Genomic DNA, 17,374 nt, shown 5'->3' on the forward strand with positions numbered 1-17,374 from the left:
TGATTGAAATTATCGACGTTTTCTGGTGGGATGCGCGAAACATCCGGTACGCGGGGCGCGTAAGGCATCGAGTCGAGCCGGGCAAACAAGGGGTTGTATGATGACGAATTTCTCGAGGCGTCCGATGCGGGTTCTGCTGGCGTTGGGCGTTTGCGTGCCGGCGCTGTCCGCGCCGGCCTTTGCGCAGGAGGCCTCCGCCGAGGCGGGCAGCGAGGAAATCATCGTCACCGGGTCGCGCATTCCCACGATCCGCGACCAGGGGCCGTCGCCGGTCACGACGATCGATTCCGATACGATCCGCGCCAACGGCTATACCAGCGTCCCCGAATTGCTCGCCGCGATGACGCAGAACAGTGGCGAAACGCAGAGCCCGCAATCGGGCAGCAGCGCCGACTTCACCCCCGGTGCGCAGCAGGTCGACCTGCGCGGTCTCGGCCCCAACCATACGCTGGTGCTGATCAACGGGCGCCGCATCGCCGATTTCCCGCTGCCCTATATCGGGCGCAGCAACTTCACCGACATTTCGAACATCCCCGTCAGCCTGATCGACAAGGTCGAAATCCTGAGCGGCGCGGGGTCGGCGATCTATGGCTCGGACGCGATCGCCGGTGTCGTCAACTTCAAGATGAAGGAAAAGCTCGACGGCATCACGCTCGACTATCGCCACGGACGCACCGAGCATGGCGGCGGCATGTCGCACCGCGTCACCGCGACGGGCGGCTGGTCGACCGATCGGTTCAACATCGCCGGCGGGATCGAATATCTTGACCAGCGTCCGCTATGGGCGTTCGACCGCAGCATCCAGGACAGCACCGACGACAATCCGGTGAACACGCTGGCGCGGCGTACCTTCCTGCGCATCGACGACAATGTCGACTATATCACCCCGCCGCCGGGCGCCTGCGCCGCGCTGTCGGGACTCAACATGGGCACGATCCAGCAATATAACCGTCCGCGCTACGGCGATTTCTGCGGCAGCAAGCAATCGATCGCCTATGGGACGATCATTTCGGGGCGCAAGGGCTTCAACAGCTTTGGCACCATGTCCTACGAGCTGTCGGACAATGCCAAGCTGTTCACCGACTTCCAGTTCGGGATCAGCAAGGTGCGGCTGATGTACGACGTCACCGCCTGGGCGTTCGAACAATCGTCTTCGAGCGCCGACAATTATTTCTACAACAGCTTCACCGACCAGCTCGAGGATTGGTCGCGCCAGTTCACGCCGGAAGAAACCGGCGGGTTCGAGCTGCAGCGGATCAAGCAGACGACCTACAGCATCACGCCGGGCATCCGCGGCACGGTTGCCGATAAATGGAATTACGAGCTGTCGTTCAATTACAGCCGCTACCAGTCGACCGTCCGCTGGCCGCAGATCATCAACAGCAAGGCGCAGAAGCTGTTCCTCGGCGACCGGGTCGGCTTCGACGAGGACAGCGGCTATCCGATCTACAACGCCGACCCGGCGCGGCTCTACACGCCGCTGACGCGCGCCGAATATGAAAGCATTTCGGCCGACACCGTCTATCGCCCTTACGCCTGGACCAACAATTTGCAGGCGACGCTGACCAACGGCGAGCTGTTCGAGCTGCCCGCCGGTCCGGTCGGCTTCGCGATGGTCGCCGAATATGGCAAGCAGGGCTATAATCTCCGGCCCGATCCGCTGGCGCTCACCGACTATTATTACAGCTGGAAGGACAGCGATGGCGAGGGCAAGCGCAGCCACGCCGCCCTGGGCGGCGAATTGCGCGTGCCGGTGCTCGATTTTGTGACGGTGACCGGGGCCGGACGCTACGATCGCTTCGGTTTTGCGGGCCGCAACGTCGGCAAATTCACCTATAATGGCGGCCTTGAAGTGCGGCCGATGGACAGCCTGTTGTTCCGCGCCGCCTATGGCACCGCGTTCCGCGCGCCCGACCTCCATTATGTGTTCACCGGACCGGGTAATGTGTCGAGCGGCGTCGACGATTATTACCTCTGCGGCATCGAAGAACCCGACGAGGACATCGGCGACTGCAGCTATTCGGGCACCGGCGTCGTCGTGAACCGGACCGGCAACCGCGATCTCAAGGCCGAAACGGGCAAGACGCTGACCGCCGGTATCGTCTTCGCTCCGTCGAGCCGCCTGCACCTGTCGGTCGACTATTTCCGCGTCTCGCTCGACAATCAGGTCGACGACCTCAGCATCGACCAGATCGCGCGCGACGAGGCCGCCTGCCGGCCCGACGCCAATGGCAACACCGAACTCGATCCCGCCTCGCCGACCTGTCAGGACGCGATCGCGCGCGTGTCGCGCTTCACCGGCGGCAGCTTCGCGGGACAGATCGAATCGATCCGCGTCAACCCGATCAATATTGCGCGCGAAAAGACCAGCGGTATCGACATCGCCTTCCGCGGCACCTTGCCCACCAGCTTCGGCGATTTCACCCTGTCGCTCGCGCACAGCCATGTGTTCAAGCACAGCTTCCAGCAATATCCGGGCGATCCGATCGAGAACAAGCTGGCGTTCGACAGCGGATTCTACCTGCCGCGCGACAAGTCGAACGGCAGCATCACCTGGGCCAGCGACGGATTGCAGCTCACTTTCTCGGGCACCCGTCTCGGCAAGCTGCCCAATTATGACGAGGACGCGTTCCTGAAGGCGAGCTATTTGTTCAACGCGACGCTGCAATATGATTTCACCGATCATATGCGCGGGTCGCTGACGATCCGGAACCTGTTCGACACCAACCCGGTGAAAGACCCGACCTGGTCGAGCTATCCCTATTACAACACCAGCTGGTTCGACAGCGTCGGGCGCAGCGTGTTTCTGCAGTTGACCTACAAGCTCGGCGGTTCGGCACTCTGAAGGCTTTCGAACCGATCCTTCGCTAGCGCGGCGGTTATGGGCCGGTTGTGGCGAGCCAGCTTTTTGCTTGGCTCTCCACCCCGGCTTTACCCCGGGCGTTTCGATCGAGAGCGGCATGGCGGAGACCGAGACGATCGCCGCTGTCAGCGGCGCGATGCGCGTCGGCGTGCCCCGCCGCGGCCGAAATCGCGTCGAAGCTGTAAAATGATCGCGACGACGAGCGAAGTGGTGCACCCGACAGGATTCGAACCTGTGGCCCCCAGATTAGGAATCTGATGCTCTATCCTGCTGAGCTACGGGTGCGCCGCCGTCCGTGTAGCGGCGTGGCCCGCAAAGCGTCAATCGGCCGCGATCAATTCAGCGCATCGGGCGGCACGAAGGGAACCAGCAACGGCATCGCCGCGATGCCGTCGTCGCGTAGCGACTGAGCTTCCTCGGGCGAGGTCTGGCCGTGGATCAGGTCCTCGGCGGCGCGGCCTTCGTGCATCGCGCGCGCCGCGTCGGCGAAGTCGCGGCCGACCCAGCGCGACTGCGGCAGCATCTCGGCCTGTTTCGCCGCGATCCCCGCCATCACCTTGCGGACGAGTTCGGGCGAGATTTCACCGGCATGGCCGTGCTGGGCCTCGGTCGGCGCCGGAGCCGACGGCGCGGCAAGCTGGTTCGACTTCGCCCCGATGCGCGGCGCCATCACCGCTTTCCGCACATCGCTGTCGCCGCAGATCGGGCAGGCGATCAGCCCGCGCGCCTGCTGACCGGCAAAGCTATCGCTGCTGGCGAACCAGGCCTCGAACCGGTGGTCGCCGGCGGCGCAGCAAAGATCGAACACGATCAAAGGTCAGGCCGTTCCGAGCAGCGGATCGAGCCCGCCCTTCGCATCGAGCGCGGCGAGGTCGTCGCTGCCGCCGATATGGCGGCCGTCGATGAAAATCTGCGGCACCGTGCGGCTGCCCCCGGCGCGTTCGACCATCGCTTCGAACCCCGCGCGATCCATCGTCAGGTCGATTTCCTGATAGTCGGCGCCCTTGCGGTCGAGCAGCGCCTTCGCGCGCGAGCAGTAAGGGCAGAAAAATTTCGTAAAGACTTCGATTTTGGCCATATGGCTATCCTGTCATGATCTGATCGCTGATATCGGAATCCAACGTGGCAAAGTCAAATATGTTGCCGGTCATCAGCGCTTCGGGGACGACCCGCGCCCAGCTGAGCGCCGAAACGCGCACCGCACCGCTGCGCCGGAGCGCCTTGGCGGCGGCGCGCAAGGTCGCCCCGCTGGCATGGACATCGTCGATCAGGATCAGGTGACGTCCCGCGGCTCTCGCCTTGGCATCGGGGGCCAGCGCAAACGCGCCCGCGACGATCTTCTCGCGCTCGCGCCGGGACTTGCCGCGCAGCGACGCGGTCGCCCTGGCGCGCAGCAACAGATGATGATCGTGCGGGGCGCCGGTCAGCCGCGTCAGTTCGTCGGCGACGAGCGCCGCCTGGTTGAACCCGCGCGACCAGAGCCGCCGGCGGTGGAGCGGGATCGGCACGAGCAGAGCCTCTCCCCCGTCCGCCAGGGTCGTCAACGGCCGCGCCATCAGGCGCGCCATCAGCCGGGCATGACCGAGCCGCCGGCCATATTTGAGCCGCAGCGCGACGGTGCGCGCCGCGGGGCCATAAGCGACCGCCGCCGGAGCGCCATCGAAGGGCGGCGGATTCGCGAGACAGGCGCCGCATTGCAAATCGGCGCCCGCCAGCGCCCGCGGCAGGGGGATCGAACAGCGGGCGCAGGCGGGACCATCGAGGAAATCGAGCGATTGCCAGCAGGCCAGGCAGAATTGCCGGTCGCCGGCGACGATGATCCCGCAGGCGGGACAGCGCGGCGGCAAGGCATAGTCGACGATCGCCCGGCCCGCGTGACGGAGGCCGCGCAGCAGGCTTGCGGCCCGCGCCGGCGTTTCGCTCTCGACCTGCCCCGCCGCGATAGGGTCAGGATCTGCTAGTTGCACGTTCGAGGCGTCGAAATGGCGAAGATATCGCGTTCGGGCGGGTGCAGGGGTAGCACCGCTACCCGCAAGGCCGCGCGGGCGCGAGATCGAAGCCATTTCGGCGTCCCTTCGGGATTTGACCGATTTTGCCCGCGGCGTCGTCGGAAAGTCTTGAGATATCGACATATCCCAGCGCCTTTCCTCCTAGCCCTGAGCAAAATCGCTTCAAACCTCGATCGCGCAGCTAGCAGATCCTGACCCCTGGCCATGTCCGACTTGTGAAGCATCGCACGAGGCGGCACAAGCGCCGCATGTCGCAGCCCCCCGCCCCGCTTTTTTCCTCCGCGCGCCACCGCGCCCAGCGCGATCGCCTGGCGCACCTGCCCGCCGAGGCCAATTTTCTCGCGCCGATCATCGCCGAAACACTGCTAGACCGCCTGTCGATGGTGACGCGCCGCTTCCCGCGAACCCTGCTGATCGGTGCCCATGACGGCGCGCTCGCCGACCATCTGCGCGCGACGGGCACCGAATTGACGATATTCGAGGCGGGGCCGGCACTGGCCGCCGCGACGGGCGCGATCGTGGGAGAGGCCGATGCGATCGACCTGCCCTTCGCCAGTTTCGATCTGATCGTCTGGCCCGGCGGACTCGACAGCGTCAACGACGTGCCCGGCGCGCTCGTCCGGTTGCGCGCGCTGCTCGCGCCCGATGGCTTGCTGCTCGGCGCCTTCGTCGGCGACGGCAGCCTGGCGCGACTACGGCGCGCGGCGATGACCGACGGGGTGCGCTCGATCGCCCGCCTGCATCCACAGATCGACCTCGCGGCGATGGGCAATCTGCTCCAGCGCACCGGTTTCACCATGCCGGTGGTCGACGTCGACGCGCTGAGCGTGCGCTATGGCGACTGGTTCGCGCTCGTCCGCGATCTACGCGCCGCAGGCCTGTCGAGCCGGCTATCCCCCGCGCCGCCGCCGTTGACGCGCGAAGAGGCGACGCACATCGCGGTCGCCTTTGCGGCGCAGGCCGACCCCGACGGCCGCGTCGCCGAACATTTCCGACTGATCCATTTCAGCGGCTGGGCACCGCATCCCGATCAGCCCAAACCCGCGCGACGCGGCAGCGGCACCGCGTCGCTCGCCGACGCGCTGAAACCGAAAGACTAGGGTCCTAGAGCAAGGCTTCGAGCAGCCCGATCAGCGGGCGGTCGGCGGGCGGCATGTCGAGGCCGTAAAGCTCGACCGGCCGCACCCAGCGCAGCGCCGTGGCGTGCTGCGCCACCGGCACGCCTTGCCATTTGCGCAGCGCATAGACGAGCAGCAGCAAATGCCGGTCGCCCAGCGGCTCGCTCGCGAAACAGGCGGGGGCGAGGCAGGCATGATCGACCACGATCCCCAGTTCCTCGTCGAGTTCGCGGATCAGCGCCGCCTCGGGGGTCTCGCCGGGTTCGATCTTGCCGCCCGGAAACTCCCACAAACCGGCCATCGCCGTGCCTTCGGGACGTTGCTGGACGAGCACGCGCCCGTCGCGATCAACCAGCGCCGCGGCGACCACAATGAGACAGTTTTCGGCGGCTTTTATTGATGGGACAGAGGACAAATTATTAACCCTGATATGCGAAATCCGGAATCCTCGGGAACTCTAGGACCAGAATCCCCGAATTGCACGGCCGAGGTTCGAACGATTCTATCGTCTCGGACCCATGGCGCGATTGCGGCACGGACCAGTGCGGCATCGCGCGCACGTCACGGCCATGGACGGTCGTCCGGCGATTCGGGAATGCTGAGCCTGGAAAAAAGGCAGGGGCAGAATGATGACCAAGATTGCCAAGTTGCTGCGGTCGACCAGCGCCGCGACGGCTGTCGAATATGGGCTGATACTGGCCCTGATCTTTATCGCGGCGATGACCGCGATCACCAATGTCGGCAATTCGACCATCAGCATGTGGAACAATGTATCGACCGCGTCGACGAACGCGATGTGAGATTTCGGCTGTCCGAAAATGGGACTGACGAAAGCGGCCAAGAGCCGGCGGCGCATTAAGAAATTCAAAACCAATTCGCCGTAGAAGTGCAAATGTTGACCCGACCAGACCGTCAACAGGGTAAGTGACTTATCAGGAGACCAGACATGAAGTTTCTCAAGAAATTCGTTCGCGACACCAAGGCCGCGACCGCCATCGAATACGGCCTGATCGCCGCTCTGATCGCCGTCGCCGGCATCACCGCGATGACCTCGGTCGGCAAGAGCGTCAGCGGCACGTTCAACAACGTGAACACCGCGCTCACGACCTAATATTGCGATTTCGCCGACCGGTCCGCCGGCCGGCAATCCAATAGAAAGGGCGGTGGAGCAATCCACCGCCCTTTTTGCTGTCCGGTCGAAAAGTCCGCGCCGGTTCAGCGGCTCGCATACACCACGATCTTGACCTTCTGCCCCGGCGTCAGACGGCTTGTCGCGGTCAGCCGGTTGAGCACCTGAAACCGCTCGGTCTGGTAATTGCTGTACGCCATACGCCGCGCGAGCGTCGCGACGGTGTCGCCGCGGCCGACCGTCACCACATCGATGCGGCGCGGCTTGATCGCGGTGGCTTCCGCCGTGCTGAGGCGGCGCACGCTGTTGTACATCGTATTGAACACGCTGCCGCCGCCCGCCTTGGTCAGCGCAACGAAGTGAAACGCGCTGGTCCGCGAAAATTCATAGGCAAAGACCGTCACGTCGACCTGGCCCGACTGGGTGTTCGCCCGCGCGGTCGAAGTGTAAGCGGGGATTCCGTTCACCGTCGTGCGCTGGATGCTGCTGGGTGTCAGCGCGGTGTTGCCCGCCACCGATTTGAACGCCGCGGCGACATAGGCATTCATGTCGCCGTTATAGGCCGCCGTCGTGAACTGCGCCTGCCCGCCGGTGCCGCTGACCGACACCGCGGCCGCGCCATTCTGCATCCCGTAACCGCTCGGCACCGCGAATTTCAGCCGCAGGTCGGGGTGGAGGAATTCATTGCCCTCGACGACACCTTGCGCCGGATCGTCGCCATAGAGCACGCCGTCGACCGACGCGAGGAAGGCATCGGCGTTGCGTACGCCGCCGGTTCCCGCACCCGAAGCGAGCGTCTGGGCGTTGCGCACGCGCGACGCCGGGTCGGGGTGAGTGCTCGCCCATTCGGGTAGCGCGCGCGCGTCGCCGCCCGACAGCCGGGCATCGAGGTTGGTCTGGTTGGCGAGGCTGGCGAGCACGGTCGACAGCGCCAGCGGATCATAGCCCGCCTTGCGCAGATATTGGACACCGAGTTGGTCGGCCTCCAGTTCCTGACTGCGCGAGAATCCCAGGGTCGCGAGCTGTGCGACCTTCATGGCATTGTTCTGAAGCAGCCCGCCGAGACCACCGAGCAACCCGCCATTGTCGCCGATCGCGCCGCCAAGCACCCCGGCGAGGACGCCGAGGATCGAATTGCGCGTCGCCGCCGACTGCCGCTTCTTGCTATGCTGGGCCGCGACATGGCCGACCTCGTGGCCGAGCACGCCCGCGAGTTCGGCCTCGTCGTTCATCAGCGCCATCAGCTGGCGCGTGACGTAGATATAGCCGCCGGGGATCGCGAAGGCGTTGTTCACCGGCGAATTGAGCAGGGTGACGGTGAAGTCGCTACGCGCGTTCGAAAGGCCCGATTGCACCGCGATAGCCTGTCCGACGCGCCCGACATAGGCGGCCTGCGGTCCGGCGTAGGTGCCGCCGAACTCCTGCACCAGTTCGGGGTGCGCGTCGCTGCCCTGCTTGCGCTCGCTCGCGGTGATGCTGGTCGCCGTCTTGATCGTCTTGGTCTTCGCATCGGCGATACCGCCGATCGTCACCGCACTGGCGAGCAACGCCGCCATCGCCAATTTTGTCCGGGTCATGTTGATCTCCCTTGGTCCTGTCCGCGATACCATAAGCCTATATCCGCGCACGAAAAGACGCGCCATGAACATCCGGCTCAGGCAATTGACAGGGAAAACGTCGGGCCCGCGATCGGGTTCCGGAAAGAAGCCGTCTAGCCGCGGCCCATGGCGAGGAATTTCTCCTCGCGTGCGGCAAGGATCGCATCGCGCGGCAGGCCCGACAGCGCGTCGAGTTCCTGCGCGATCGCGTCGCCCAGCGCCTTGATCGCGATTTCGGGCGCACGATGGGCGCCGCCGACGGGTTCGGGAACGATGCGGTCGATGATCTTGAGCGCGAGCAGGTCCTCGGGCGTCATTTTCATCGCCGCCGCCGCGTCGGCCGCCTTGTCGGCGGTGCGCCACAGGATCGACGCGCAGCCCTCGGGCGAAATCACCGAATAGACGGCATGTTCGAACATCAGCACGCGGTTCGCCGCGGCGATCGCGATCGCGCCGCCCGATCCGCCTTCGCCGACCACTGTCGCGACCATCGGCACGCCGAGCGCCAGGCATTGCTGGGTCGAGCGTGCGATCGCCTCGGCCTGCCCGCGTTCCTCGGCCTGGATCCCCGGAAAGGCGCCCGAGGTGTCGACGAGTGTGATCACCGGCAGCCCGAAGCGGTCGGCGAGCTGCATCAGGCGGATCGCCTTGCGATAGCCTTCGGGCTTCGCCATGCCGAAATTATGCTTCATCCGCGACGGGATATCGTCGCCCTTTTCATGCCCGATCACCATCACGCGGCGACCGCGAAAACGTGCGAGCCCGCCAAGGATCGCCTGATCGTCGCCGAAATTGCGGTCGCCGGCGAGCGGCATCCAGTCGTCGAACAGCCCCGCGACATAATGTTTGAAATGCGGGCGGTCGGGATGGCGTGCGACCTGTGTCTTTTGCCAGGGCGTCAGCTTCGCATAGATATCACGCAACATCTTCGAGGATTTGTCCTCGAGCCGCGCGATGTCGCCGTCGATATTGAGCGTCGGATCGTCGCCCATTTCGCGCAATTCGGCAATCTGGCGATCAAGCGCCGCGACCTGTTTTTCGAAGTCCAGAAAGGCTGTCATCTGTGCGCGGTTAGGACGATGGCGCCGCAACGTCAACGTTCGCCGCCACCCCGCCCGTCCCGATATCCATGCGCGCGAGCGGATGGCGGCGATTGACGAGTTCGACGAGGCGACGACTGTCGACATGGGTGTAGATTTCGGTCGTCGCGATATCGGCGTGGCCGAGCATCAGCTGCAGCGCGCGCAGATCGGCGCCGCCCTCCAGCAGGTGCGTCGCAAAGGCGTGGCGCAGCACATGCGGGCTCACCGCGGTCGGATCGATCCCGGCACGCGCCGCCAGATCGCGCAGCATCTGGAACAGGCGCACCCGCGAAACATGGCTCTTGCCCGACGGGAACAGCCACGGCGCGCCGTCGGCGAGCAACGGCAGCCAGCGATCGAGCGCCCCCCGCGCACGCTCCGACAGCGGGACCAGCCGTTCCTTGTCGCCCTTGCCGCGCACGATCAGATAGAGCCGCTCGCCCGTGATCGCCCGCCGCGGCAGCGACACCAATTCGCTCGCGCGCAGCCCGGAACCGTAAAGCAGTTCGAGCAGCAGCAACATCCGCACCGCGGCGGCGGGCGGCGCGGCCCCATCGGCCTCCCCGCCCGCCTGCGCGAACAGGCGCTCGACATCGTCATAGGTCAATATGCGCGGCAGGGGCCGCCGCGTCGTCGGCCGCGCCAGCGGCTGCGCCGGGTCATCGGCCCGCTCGCCCTCGTCGCGCAGGAACGCGTAAAATTGCCGCAGTGCCGACAATTTGCGCGCCGCGCTGCTCGCCGCAAGTGATTGATAACCGGCCATGATCGTGCGCAGCGCGTCGGTGTCGGCATTCGCCAGCCCGTGCGGCGCCATCGTTGCCGCCTGCTCCAGATCGCGGCGATAAGCGACGAGCGTGTTGCGCGCCGCGCCGCGTTCGGCGGCCATCATTTCGAGGAAACGGTCGATCAGCGCGCCGTCGCCGTCGCGCATGGTCAGACCCGAACCAGCGCCTCGGCCGCGATCATCCGCGCCTCCGACGCCAGCCCGACTTCGCGCAACGCCTTCACGATATGATAGAGATGATAGGGTGGCATCGTCGACCAGTCGCCCTGCATCCCCGCTGCCGCGAGCAGCGCGACCATGCCCGGTTCGCCGCGCGCCGCGGCGTCCGAAATCGCGCGCGTCCAGCGCGTCTGCTTGCCGAGGTTCACCTCGAGATCGCTCGCTGCCGACGCCGCCTGGCCGCTGTCGATGCGCCCGAGACCGGCCAGCCCCGCGAGCAGCAGCTTGCTGCGCTGATAATCGGCGCTATCGTCATCGCCCGAAAAGCTCGACACCGCGCTCGCGGTCGTGCCGTTGAGCGCGCGTGGCGATCCGACCGCGAGGACCCCCCAGGCGCGGCTGCCGACATTGACCGTCGGCACCCAATCGATCGCGCGATTGTCGTAACCGCCCGCGAGCATCGACCCGATCAGCTGCCAGGGATCGCTGCCGACCGCGGTGCCGACCGGCAACGCCGCGGCGGCGCGAGCGGTCGCGACCTGCGCCGCGTAACGATCGACCGGATTGCTGCCTCGGCCCCACAGGCTTTCCATCGCCGCATAGCGATCGGCCGCCGTTTCGCCGCCAAAGGCACTGCGCAACAGATCGGTCTGCGCCGCCAGGCTTTCGGGCGGTTCCTCATCGCTCGCCGCGGCGCTGAGCAGCGAGACATAGGCTTCGCTCGACAACACCCCGCGTGCCGCGGCGTCGGGCGCGGCGGCGACGCGGTCGGCCATCTCGCTCATCGGCGCGAGCACGGTCCAGGCGCGCATCGCCGGGGTGGCGGTGCCGCGCAGCGGCGCCGGAATCGGCGTCGCGGTCGCGGTCGCCATGCCGAAGCGCCAGCTCGTCAATTTGTCGATCTTGTCCCACTGGATCGTGATCGAACGCCCGCCCGCGCCGCTCGCACCGAGCACGCGTTCGGCGAGCAAAATGTCGAAATTCGATACCTTGCCGCTCGATCGCACGCGGCTCATCGCCCAGCCGGCGGGACCCGCCTCGCCCGACAGGCCGGCGCAGATGCCGGCGGCGAGCCGCCACGCCTGTTCGTCGCCATGCGCGAGGCCGGCGGGGACATAGGGGCACATGCCCGCAGGATCCGCGTTGGCGAGGAAAACCTGCTGCGCCGTCGCGACGAGCCGCGGACTCGCGCGGTCGTAATCGACCGACTGGACGATCGTGCGCGCGATATTCGCCTCGCCCATGCGCAGCAACAAGGCAGCACGGTCGGCGGCGAGGTCGGCGCCGTTGATCGTGTCGGGGGTGTCGATGGCGGAGGCGAGCGAACGCCGCAGCAGGATCGCGCCCCAGCGCGACGCCAGCGGCCCGCGCGTCGAACGCATGATCGCGGCGGCATATTGGCCGCGCACGCCGAATGCATCGGGGCCAAGGCCGCCGGTTTCCGGCGTCAGCGGGCCGATGCGGGTAAGCAGGCGCCGCGCACCGGGCGGCAGGTCGTATTTCAGCGTGCCGGGTTCGACCTCTTCGCCGTCCTCGACCTCCTCGTCGTCGGTCGCAGTTGCGGTCGTGGCGGTGCCGGGGAGCGTCGCGGTGACGGTCGGGGCGACCGGCCCGGCCTTCGGCGTCGACGAAGGGGTCGGTGTCGCGGTCGGCGCGGGGGTCGGCGACGGGCTCGGCGTCGGGGCCGGATTGCCGAAACCTTCGGGCAGCAGCGATTCCTGCGCGAGCGCGGGCAGGACCAGCGCGGCGGCGAGAGCGGCGCCCGACAGGCCCAGCGTCAGCGATACCAGCCGCGTCTTCATTGCGGGCGGCTTTCGGGCGTCGCGCTGTCGGCAATCTTGTCGGTCACATCCACCTCAATCATTCGCGGTTCGATCGGCCGGCCCAGGAAAATCAGCAGCAGCCAGAAAACCAGCAGCACCAACAAGAACACGACCAATCGACCGACCCAGCGGCCTTTCCCCGATCTGCCCCGCCTGCGCAATATCCAATGCCATCCTTTGCCGACCAGAAGCCCGTTTTGCGCGGCGCAGCAAAACCATTGTCCCGCGCGGTCCAGCCGGTATAGCCGCGCCCAGCATGACGCGAAACCCGAAAAGCCCGGCACCGATTTCCTCGGGGGCCCTGTCCGCGGCGATCCGCGAGCGGCCGATCGTTCTCGTCGGGCTGATGGGATCGGGCAAGTCGACGATCGGCCGCCGTCTCGCCTCACGGCTCGGGATGCGCTTCGCCGACGCCGACGACGAGATAGAGCGCGCGGCGGGCATGACGATCAGCGAGATTTTCGCGCGCTTCGGTGAGGCGCAATTCCGCGACGGCGAGCGCCGCGTCATCGCGCGCCTGCTGACCGGCAAGCCGCTCGTCCTCGCGACCGGCGGCGGCGCCTTCATGAACGAAGAAACGCGCGCGCTGATCAAGCAGGCCAGCCTGTCGATCTGGCTCGACGCCGACATTCCGACCCTCGTCGAACGCGTCGGGCGCCGCAGCCACCGCCCGCTGCTCAAGAATCGCGATCCGGGCGAGGTGCTGCGCGAACTCGCCGTCGTCCGTAACCCGATCTATGCCGAGGCGCATATCCGCGTCAGCTCGGCGTCGAGCCCGCACGACCATACGGTGCGCGCGATTTTGGAGGCCCTTTCGCAATGGAACGCCTGACCGTCGAACTCGGCAGCCGCAGCTATCCGATCCTGATCGGCGACGGCCTGATCCGCGACATCGGCACTCATGTCGCGCCGCTGCTCAAGCGCCCGCGCACGATGATCGTCACCGACGACCATGTCGCGCAGCACTATCTGACGTCAGTCGGCGCCTCGCTCGGCGCCGAAGGCATTTCCTTCTCCTCGCTGGTCCTGCCGGCGGGCGAGGGCAGCAAGAGCTGGGCCGGCCTCGGCCGCCTCACCGAATGGCTGATCGGCGAGGGCGTGGAACGCAGCGACCATGTCATCGCGCTCGGCGGCGGGGTGATCGGCGACCTCGTCGGTTTCGCGTGCAGCATCGTCAAACGCGGCTGTGCCTTCGTACAGGTGCCGACCACGCTGCTGGCGCAGGTCGACAGCAGCGTCGGCGGCAAGACCGCGATCAACGTCGCGGCGGGCAAGAATCTCATCGGCGCCTTCCACCAGCCCGCGCTCGTCCTGATCGATCCGACGACGCTCGCAACGCTGCCGCGCCGCGAACTCGGCGCGGGCTATGCCGAAGTCGTCAAATATGGCCTGATCGACGATCCCACCTTCTTCGCCTGGTGCGAGGCGAACGGCGCCGCGTTGCTCGCGGGCGACAGCGCCGCCCGGCACAAGGCGATTGCGCACAGCGTATCGGCCAAGGCGCGCATCGTCGCCGCCGACGAGCGCGAAACGCAGGATATCCGCGCGCTGCTCAACCTCGGCCACAGCTTCGGCCACGCGCTCGAGGCCGAGACCGGCTATTCGGACCGGCTGCTCCACGGCGAAGCGGTCGCCGCGGGCATGGTGCTGGCGCATCAGTTTTCGGCCGCGAACGGCCTCTGCCCGCCGGAGGACGCCGCCCGCGTCCGTGACCATCTCGCCAGCGTCGACCTGCCGCACAGCCTCGCGAGCGCCGGCGTCAACAGCGACGGCGCGACGCTCGCGGCGCACATGGCGCACGACAAGAAGGTGCGCGGCGGCAAGCTGCCGCTGATCCTGACGCGGGGCATCGGCCAAAGCTTCGTGACCGAAGACTATGGCCTCGACAAGGTCGCGGCGTTTCTGGACGGCGCCGACGCCGCCTAGGCGAACGGCTCACCCTCGGCCTCTTCCTTCGCCAGCTTCGCCGCGCGGCGCGTTTCGCGCAGTTTCTCGAGGATGCTCGTCCCCTCGCGGCTACCCCCGGGCTGGAAACGATGGTCCATGCCCGCCGACAGGTCGCCATCGACCAGCTGCGCATCGAGCCGCACCTCGTCGAGGTGACGCAGCGCCGCTTCGACATCCTCGATCTCGCGCCGGTCGATGTCGAGCTGTTCGAGCGCCATCAACCCCAGCGCGATCGAGCTTTCGAACACCTCGCGCACCGCGCCGCTCGCTCCCGCCCCGTCGATCGCCATCAACTGGCGGCGGTCGAACACGCGCATCAGCACCTTCGCATTGGGGAAGGCCTCGACCACCGGGCGCAGCGCGGCGGCATCGACGCTGCGATCGTCGATGCAATAGACAATCAGCTTGACGTCATCGGCCCCCGCGCGGCGCAGCAGGTCGAGCCGCAGCCCGTCGCCGAAATAGACCTTGGTGTCGAACCGTTCCGACAGCTCGATCTGGCTCGGCTTCTTGTCGATCAGCGTCACCGAACAATCGACCGCATGCAGCATCTGCGAAACGATCTGTCCAAACCGCCCATAACCGATCACCAGCGCCGATCCGCGAGGCGCATCCTCGGGACCGGCGAGCTCCTGGCCATCGCGGTCAGGCGCGAATTCCAGGTTGCGCGCGAACAGCATCAGGAAGGGCGTCGACACCATCGACAGCGTCACCACCGCGCTGAACAGGCTCGCTGCCTCGGGGGCGATCAGCAGCGCGTCCGACGCTTGGGTGAAGAGCAGGAAACCGAACTCGCCGCCCTGGCTGAGCAGCAGACCGAGGCCGAGCGCGGCCTTCCACGACATGCCGTACACGCGCGCGATCCCGGTGAGAACGCCGACCTTGACCGCGACCAGCCCCGCCGCGAGGCCGAGGACGAGCCAGGGCCGCTCCATCACCGCGCCGACGTCGAGCACCATGCCCACCGCAAGGAAAAACAGGCCGAGCAGGACGAGGCGGAAGGGCTCGACATCGGCCTCGATCTCGTGCCGGTACGGCGAGTCGGCGAGCATCACACCCGCGATGAAGGCCCCGAGCGCGGTCGACAGATGCAGGCTGTGCATGAAGGCCGCGCTCGCCAGCACCACCAGCAGCCCGACGACGACGAACAGCTCGCGCTCGCCATAGCGCCCGACGAGGCGCAGCAACGGGTTGACGATGAAGCGTCCGACCAGAACCAGCGCGGCGATCGCGCCGACCGTATAAAGCCCCATCTGCCACCCCGGCGGCGCCGACGGGTCGGCGGGCGCGCGCGACAGCGCGGCGACGATGGTGATCATCGGCACGATCGCGAGATCCTGGAACAACAGGATCGAAAAGGCCTTTTCGCCGAAGGGCGAATTGATCGTACCCGAAGATTTGAGGCTGGGCAGCACCTGCGCGGTCGACGACAGCGCCAGCGGCAGGCCGAGCGCCAGCGCCGCCTGCCAGCTGAACCCCAGCGTCGCGAGGATCAGCGCGGTGAGGATCAGCCCGCTCACCACGACCTGCGCCATGCCCAGCCCAAAGATCGCGCGGCGCAGTTCCCACAGGCGGCGCGGGTGAAGTTCGAGCCCGACGAGGAACAGCAGGAAGGCGATGCCGATCTCGGCGAAGGCGAGTTTCGATTCGCCGCCACCGACCAGCCCCAGCCCATGCGGGCCAACGAGCGCGCCCGCGATCAGATAGCCGAGCACCGCGCCGAGGCCGAGGCGGCGAAAAATCATGACGAACAGGGTCGCGACGCCGAGCAGGATCGCCCCTTCGAACAACATCGTGTCGGTCGCGATACCATTGCCGGCCGCGATGTCCGACGCGGCGGTCGCGAGCAGCAACAGGCTCATGCGCCCGCGGTCTCCGCCTCATAGGCCGCGATCGCCGCATCGAAGGGCAGCAGGATGGCGCCGTGCCGCGCGGGATAATCCTTCGCCGGCGCCAGCAGATCGAAGCCGGGCCAGTCGGGCTGGTCGCCGGTGCCGCCAAACCAGCCCGCTATGGCTGTGCGCGCGGCGCGGATATCGTCGAGGCTTCGCCCCTTCGCATGGCGCGCGAGCAGTGCCGCCGACGCCTGTCCGAGCGCGCAGGCCTCGACATGCAGGCCCACGGCGGTCACGCGGCCATCGCCGTCGGTATCGAGATCGAGGATGATCCGGCTGCCGCAGAGCGGCGCGCGCAGCGAGGCGTGATGGCGCGCATCGGGCAGCGGCAGATATTCGGCGGTCGCGACCGCGAGCGACAAAATGTCGCGGTTATAGAGCGGCGCGCTCATTTCGCGCCCGCGGCGGACGCGTCCTTGTTGTCCTTGGCGCTGCCGTTTGCCTCGGCCTCGCGCGCCGCGGCGCGGCGCTCGGCGATGACCTTGCTCATCGCCGCGCTCGTCGCGCTCAGCGCCGGATAGGTACGGCTGTCGGTCATCCACGCCGGACGCTGCGCATTGCCATAGCCGATGTCATACAGCAGCGTGACGAGCAGGAAGCCGATCGAAGCGATCAGCAGCCCCTTCACGGCACCGAAGCCCGCGCCCAGCCCGCGGTCGAACCCGCCGACGAGCGAGGCGCGGCTGCGCTTGCCCATCGCGCGCGATCCCCATTTGGCGAGCGCGAACACCCCGCCGAAAACGAGCACGAAGGCCAGCACCGCCGCGCCGCCCTCGGTCCCGACCCAGCCGCTGACGAGGCCGGTCACCATGCCGTGAAACAGGCGCACCGCGACGATCGCCAGCACCCAGGCGAGGAGGGTCGTCACCTCCTGCACCAGGCCGCGCGTAAAACCGAGCACCGCGCCGCCGCCGACCAGCACGAGCACGACGATATCCAGAGCCGTCAGACTTCCCATTTGCCGGTC

Annotated in this window: 18 protein-coding genes and 1 tRNA gene; 6 read left to right on the top strand and 13 right to left on the bottom strand. The window is 66.9% G+C overall.

The features are described from left to right. The first annotated feature begins 100 nt into the window (after nucleotides 1-100). Entirely contained in the window at nucleotides 101-2,845 is a 2,745-nt protein-coding gene (locus tag AC07U1_RS00735) for a TonB-dependent receptor domain-containing protein (protein WP_495197619.1), read from the top strand. Between the two features lie 226 nt (nucleotides 2,846-3,071). Here the strand turns inward: AC07U1_RS00735 and AC07U1_RS00740 are convergent. The 4 genes from AC07U1_RS00740 to AC07U1_RS00755 form a co-directional block, all read right to left on the bottom strand. Continuing rightward, nucleotides 3,072-3,148 (bottom strand) — tRNA-Arg (locus AC07U1_RS00740). Between the two features lie 49 nt (nucleotides 3,149-3,197). Further along, entirely contained in the window at nucleotides 3,198-3,677 is a 480-nt protein-coding gene (locus AC07U1_RS00745) for a DUF1178 family protein (RefSeq protein WP_492736342.1), read from the bottom strand. Nucleotides 3,678-3,680: 3 nt separating this feature from the next. Then, complete coding sequence (grxC, locus tag AC07U1_RS00750; protein WP_056343365.1) at nucleotides 3,681-3,941, bottom strand: glutaredoxin 3; 261 nt, start codon at nucleotides 3,939-3,941, stop codon at nucleotides 3,681-3,683. A gap of 4 nt (nucleotides 3,942-3,945) precedes the next feature. Beyond that, the gene (locus AC07U1_RS00755) at nucleotides 3,946-4,758 is read right to left on the bottom strand and encodes a double zinc ribbon domain-containing protein (protein ID WP_495197728.1); all 813 of its coding nucleotides are present in this window, start codon (nucleotides 4,756-4,758) and stop codon (nucleotides 3,946-3,948) included. A gap of 362 nt (nucleotides 4,759-5,120) precedes the next feature. Here AC07U1_RS00755 and AC07U1_RS00760 point away from each other — a divergent pair, with 362 nt between their 5' ends. Further along, nucleotides 5,121-5,972: a methyltransferase domain-containing protein gene (locus AC07U1_RS00760; RefSeq protein WP_495178587.1), complete on the top strand. Its 852-nt coding sequence runs from the start codon at nucleotides 5,121-5,123 to the stop codon at nucleotides 5,970-5,972. A 4-nt stretch (nucleotides 5,973-5,976) separates the two neighbouring features. Here the strand turns inward: AC07U1_RS00760 and AC07U1_RS00765 are convergent, their stop codons facing one another. Continuing rightward, nucleotides 5,977-6,360 (bottom strand): (deoxy)nucleoside triphosphate pyrophosphohydrolase, encoded by a 384-nt coding sequence (locus AC07U1_RS00765; protein ID WP_495178588.1) that lies wholly within the window; start codon nucleotides 6,358-6,360, stop codon nucleotides 5,977-5,979. Nucleotides 6,361-6,616: 256 nt separating this feature from the next. On the opposite strand from AC07U1_RS00765, the gene AC07U1_RS00770 reads away from it, so the two are divergent. Together AC07U1_RS00770 and AC07U1_RS00775 are read left to right on the top strand one after the other, a co-directional pair. Further along, the gene (locus AC07U1_RS00770; RefSeq protein WP_492736334.1) at nucleotides 6,617-6,790 is read left to right on the top strand and encodes a Flp family type IVb pilin; all 174 of its coding nucleotides are present in this window, start codon (nucleotides 6,617-6,619) and stop codon (nucleotides 6,788-6,790) included. A 146-nt stretch (nucleotides 6,791-6,936) separates the two neighbouring features. After that, the gene (locus tag AC07U1_RS00775; RefSeq protein ID WP_056343372.1) at nucleotides 6,937-7,101 is read left to right on the top strand and encodes a Flp family type IVb pilin; all 165 of its coding nucleotides are present in this window, start codon (nucleotides 6,937-6,939) and stop codon (nucleotides 7,099-7,101) included. Nucleotides 7,102-7,205: 104 nt separating this feature from the next. Here the strand turns inward: AC07U1_RS00775 and AC07U1_RS00780 are convergent, their stop codons facing one another. The 5 genes from AC07U1_RS00780 to AC07U1_RS00800 all read right to left on the bottom strand — a co-directional run bounded on the left by AC07U1_RS00780 (nucleotide 7,206) and on the right by AC07U1_RS00800 (nucleotide 12,849). Further along, nucleotides 7,206-8,696 carry a M48 family metalloprotease gene (locus AC07U1_RS00780; protein ID WP_187142032.1) on the bottom strand — a complete coding sequence of 497 codons (1,491 nt, stop codon included), beginning with the start codon at nucleotides 8,694-8,696 and terminating at the stop codon, nucleotides 7,206-7,208. Between the two features lie 134 nt (nucleotides 8,697-8,830). After that, nucleotides 8,831-9,778, bottom strand: a complete 948-nt coding sequence (locus AC07U1_RS00785) for an acetyl-CoA carboxylase carboxyltransferase subunit alpha (protein ID WP_495178589.1) — start codon at nucleotides 9,776-9,778, stop codon at nucleotides 8,831-8,833. Nucleotides 9,779-9,788: 10 nt separating this feature from the next. Continuing rightward, a complete protein-coding gene (locus tag AC07U1_RS00790; protein WP_495178590.1) occupies nucleotides 9,789-10,730 on the bottom strand; it encodes a tyrosine recombinase in 942 nt (313 codons plus the stop codon). A 2-nt stretch (nucleotides 10,731-10,732) separates the two neighbouring features. After that, nucleotides 10,733-12,544, bottom strand: coding sequence for a hypothetical protein (locus AC07U1_RS00795; protein ID WP_495178591.1), 1,812 nt, complete (start codon nucleotides 12,542-12,544; stop codon nucleotides 10,733-10,735). Then, nucleotides 12,541-12,849, bottom strand: a complete 309-nt coding sequence (locus tag AC07U1_RS00800; protein ID WP_200937982.1) for a hypothetical protein — start codon at nucleotides 12,847-12,849, stop codon at nucleotides 12,541-12,543. Before AC07U1_RS00800 ends, AC07U1_RS00795 begins: the two co-directional genes overlap by 4 nt. Here AC07U1_RS00800 and AC07U1_RS00805 point away from each other — a divergent pair. Continuing rightward, nucleotides 12,822-13,397, top strand: a complete 576-nt coding sequence (locus AC07U1_RS00805) for a shikimate kinase (RefSeq protein ID WP_082544812.1) — start codon at nucleotides 12,822-12,824, stop codon at nucleotides 13,395-13,397. The genes AC07U1_RS00800 and AC07U1_RS00805 overlap by 28 nt on opposite strands. Next, nucleotides 13,385-14,491: a 3-dehydroquinate synthase gene (aroB, locus tag AC07U1_RS00810; protein ID WP_056343385.1), complete on the top strand. Its 1,107-nt coding sequence runs from the start codon at nucleotides 13,385-13,387 to the stop codon at nucleotides 14,489-14,491. The genes AC07U1_RS00805 and aroB overlap by 13 nt, the downstream gene beginning before the upstream one ends. Here the strand turns inward: aroB and AC07U1_RS00815 are convergent. The 3 genes from AC07U1_RS00815 to AC07U1_RS00825 are packed head-to-tail and all read right to left on the bottom strand — an operon-like array spanning nucleotide 14,488 to nucleotide 17,365. Further along, on the bottom strand, nucleotides 14,488-16,374 hold the full coding sequence (locus AC07U1_RS00815; protein ID WP_495178593.1) for a cation:proton antiporter domain-containing protein: 1,887 nt from the start codon (nucleotides 16,372-16,374) through the stop codon (nucleotides 14,488-14,490). The two genes, aroB and AC07U1_RS00815, sit on opposite strands and share 4 nt — an antisense overlap. Then, a complete protein-coding gene (locus tag AC07U1_RS00820) occupies nucleotides 16,371-16,799 on the bottom strand; it encodes an iron-sulfur cluster assembly scaffold protein (protein WP_056343392.1) in 429 nt (142 codons plus the stop codon). The genes AC07U1_RS00815 and AC07U1_RS00820 overlap by 4 nt, the downstream gene beginning before the upstream one ends. After that, on the bottom strand, nucleotides 16,796-17,365 hold the full coding sequence (locus AC07U1_RS00825) for a CvpA family protein (RefSeq protein ID WP_495178594.1): 570 nt from the start codon (nucleotides 17,363-17,365) through the stop codon (nucleotides 16,796-16,798). Before AC07U1_RS00825 ends, AC07U1_RS00820 begins: the two co-directional genes overlap by 4 nt. Nucleotides 17,366-17,374 lie beyond the last annotated feature (9 nt).

Source organism: Sphingopyxis sp. GW821-FHT02C12 (assembly GCF_059421785.1).

Coding starts and splice junctions, on each gene's coding strand:
- AC07U1_RS00785 (WP_495178589.1), bottom strand. CDS start 9,778: ATGACAGCCTTTCTGGACTTCGAAAAACAGGTCGCGGCGCTTGATCGC.
- AC07U1_RS00735 (WP_495197619.1), top strand. CDS start 101: ATGACGAATTTCTCGAGGCGTCCGATGCGGGTTCTGCTGGCGTTGGGC.
- AC07U1_RS00805 (WP_082544812.1), top strand. CDS start 12,822: ATGACGCGAAACCCGAAAAGCCCGGCACCGATTTCCTCGGGGGCCCTG.
- AC07U1_RS00795 (WP_495178591.1), bottom strand. CDS start 12,544: ATGAAGACGCGGCTGGTATCGCTGACGCTGGGCCTGTCGGGCGCCGCT.
- AC07U1_RS00820 (WP_056343392.1), bottom strand. CDS start 16,799: ATGAGCGCGCCGCTCTATAACCGCGACATTTTGTCGCTCGCGGTCGCG.
- AC07U1_RS00775 (WP_056343372.1), top strand. CDS start 6,937: ATGAAGTTTCTCAAGAAATTCGTTCGCGACACCAAGGCCGCGACCGCC.
- AC07U1_RS00760 (WP_495178587.1), top strand. CDS start 5,121: ATGTCGCAGCCCCCCGCCCCGCTTTTTTCCTCCGCGCGCCACCGCGCC.
- AC07U1_RS00815 (WP_495178593.1), bottom strand. CDS start 16,374: ATGAGCCTGTTGCTGCTCGCGACCGCCGCGTCGGACATCGCGGCCGGC.
- aroB (WP_056343385.1), top strand. CDS start 13,385: ATGGAACGCCTGACCGTCGAACTCGGCAGCCGCAGCTATCCGATCCTG.
- AC07U1_RS00790 (WP_495178590.1), bottom strand. CDS start 10,730: ATGCGCGACGGCGACGGCGCGCTGATCGACCGTTTCCTCGAAATGATG.
- AC07U1_RS00825 (WP_495178594.1), bottom strand. CDS start 17,365: ATGGGAAGTCTGACGGCTCTGGATATCGTCGTGCTCGTGCTGGTCGGC.
- AC07U1_RS00780 (WP_187142032.1), bottom strand. CDS start 8,696: ATGACCCGGACAAAATTGGCGATGGCGGCGTTGCTCGCCAGTGCGGTG.
- AC07U1_RS00770 (WP_492736334.1), top strand. CDS start 6,617: ATGATGACCAAGATTGCCAAGTTGCTGCGGTCGACCAGCGCCGCGACG.
- grxC (WP_056343365.1), bottom strand. CDS start 3,941: ATGGCCAAAATCGAAGTCTTTACGAAATTTTTCTGCCCTTACTGCTCG.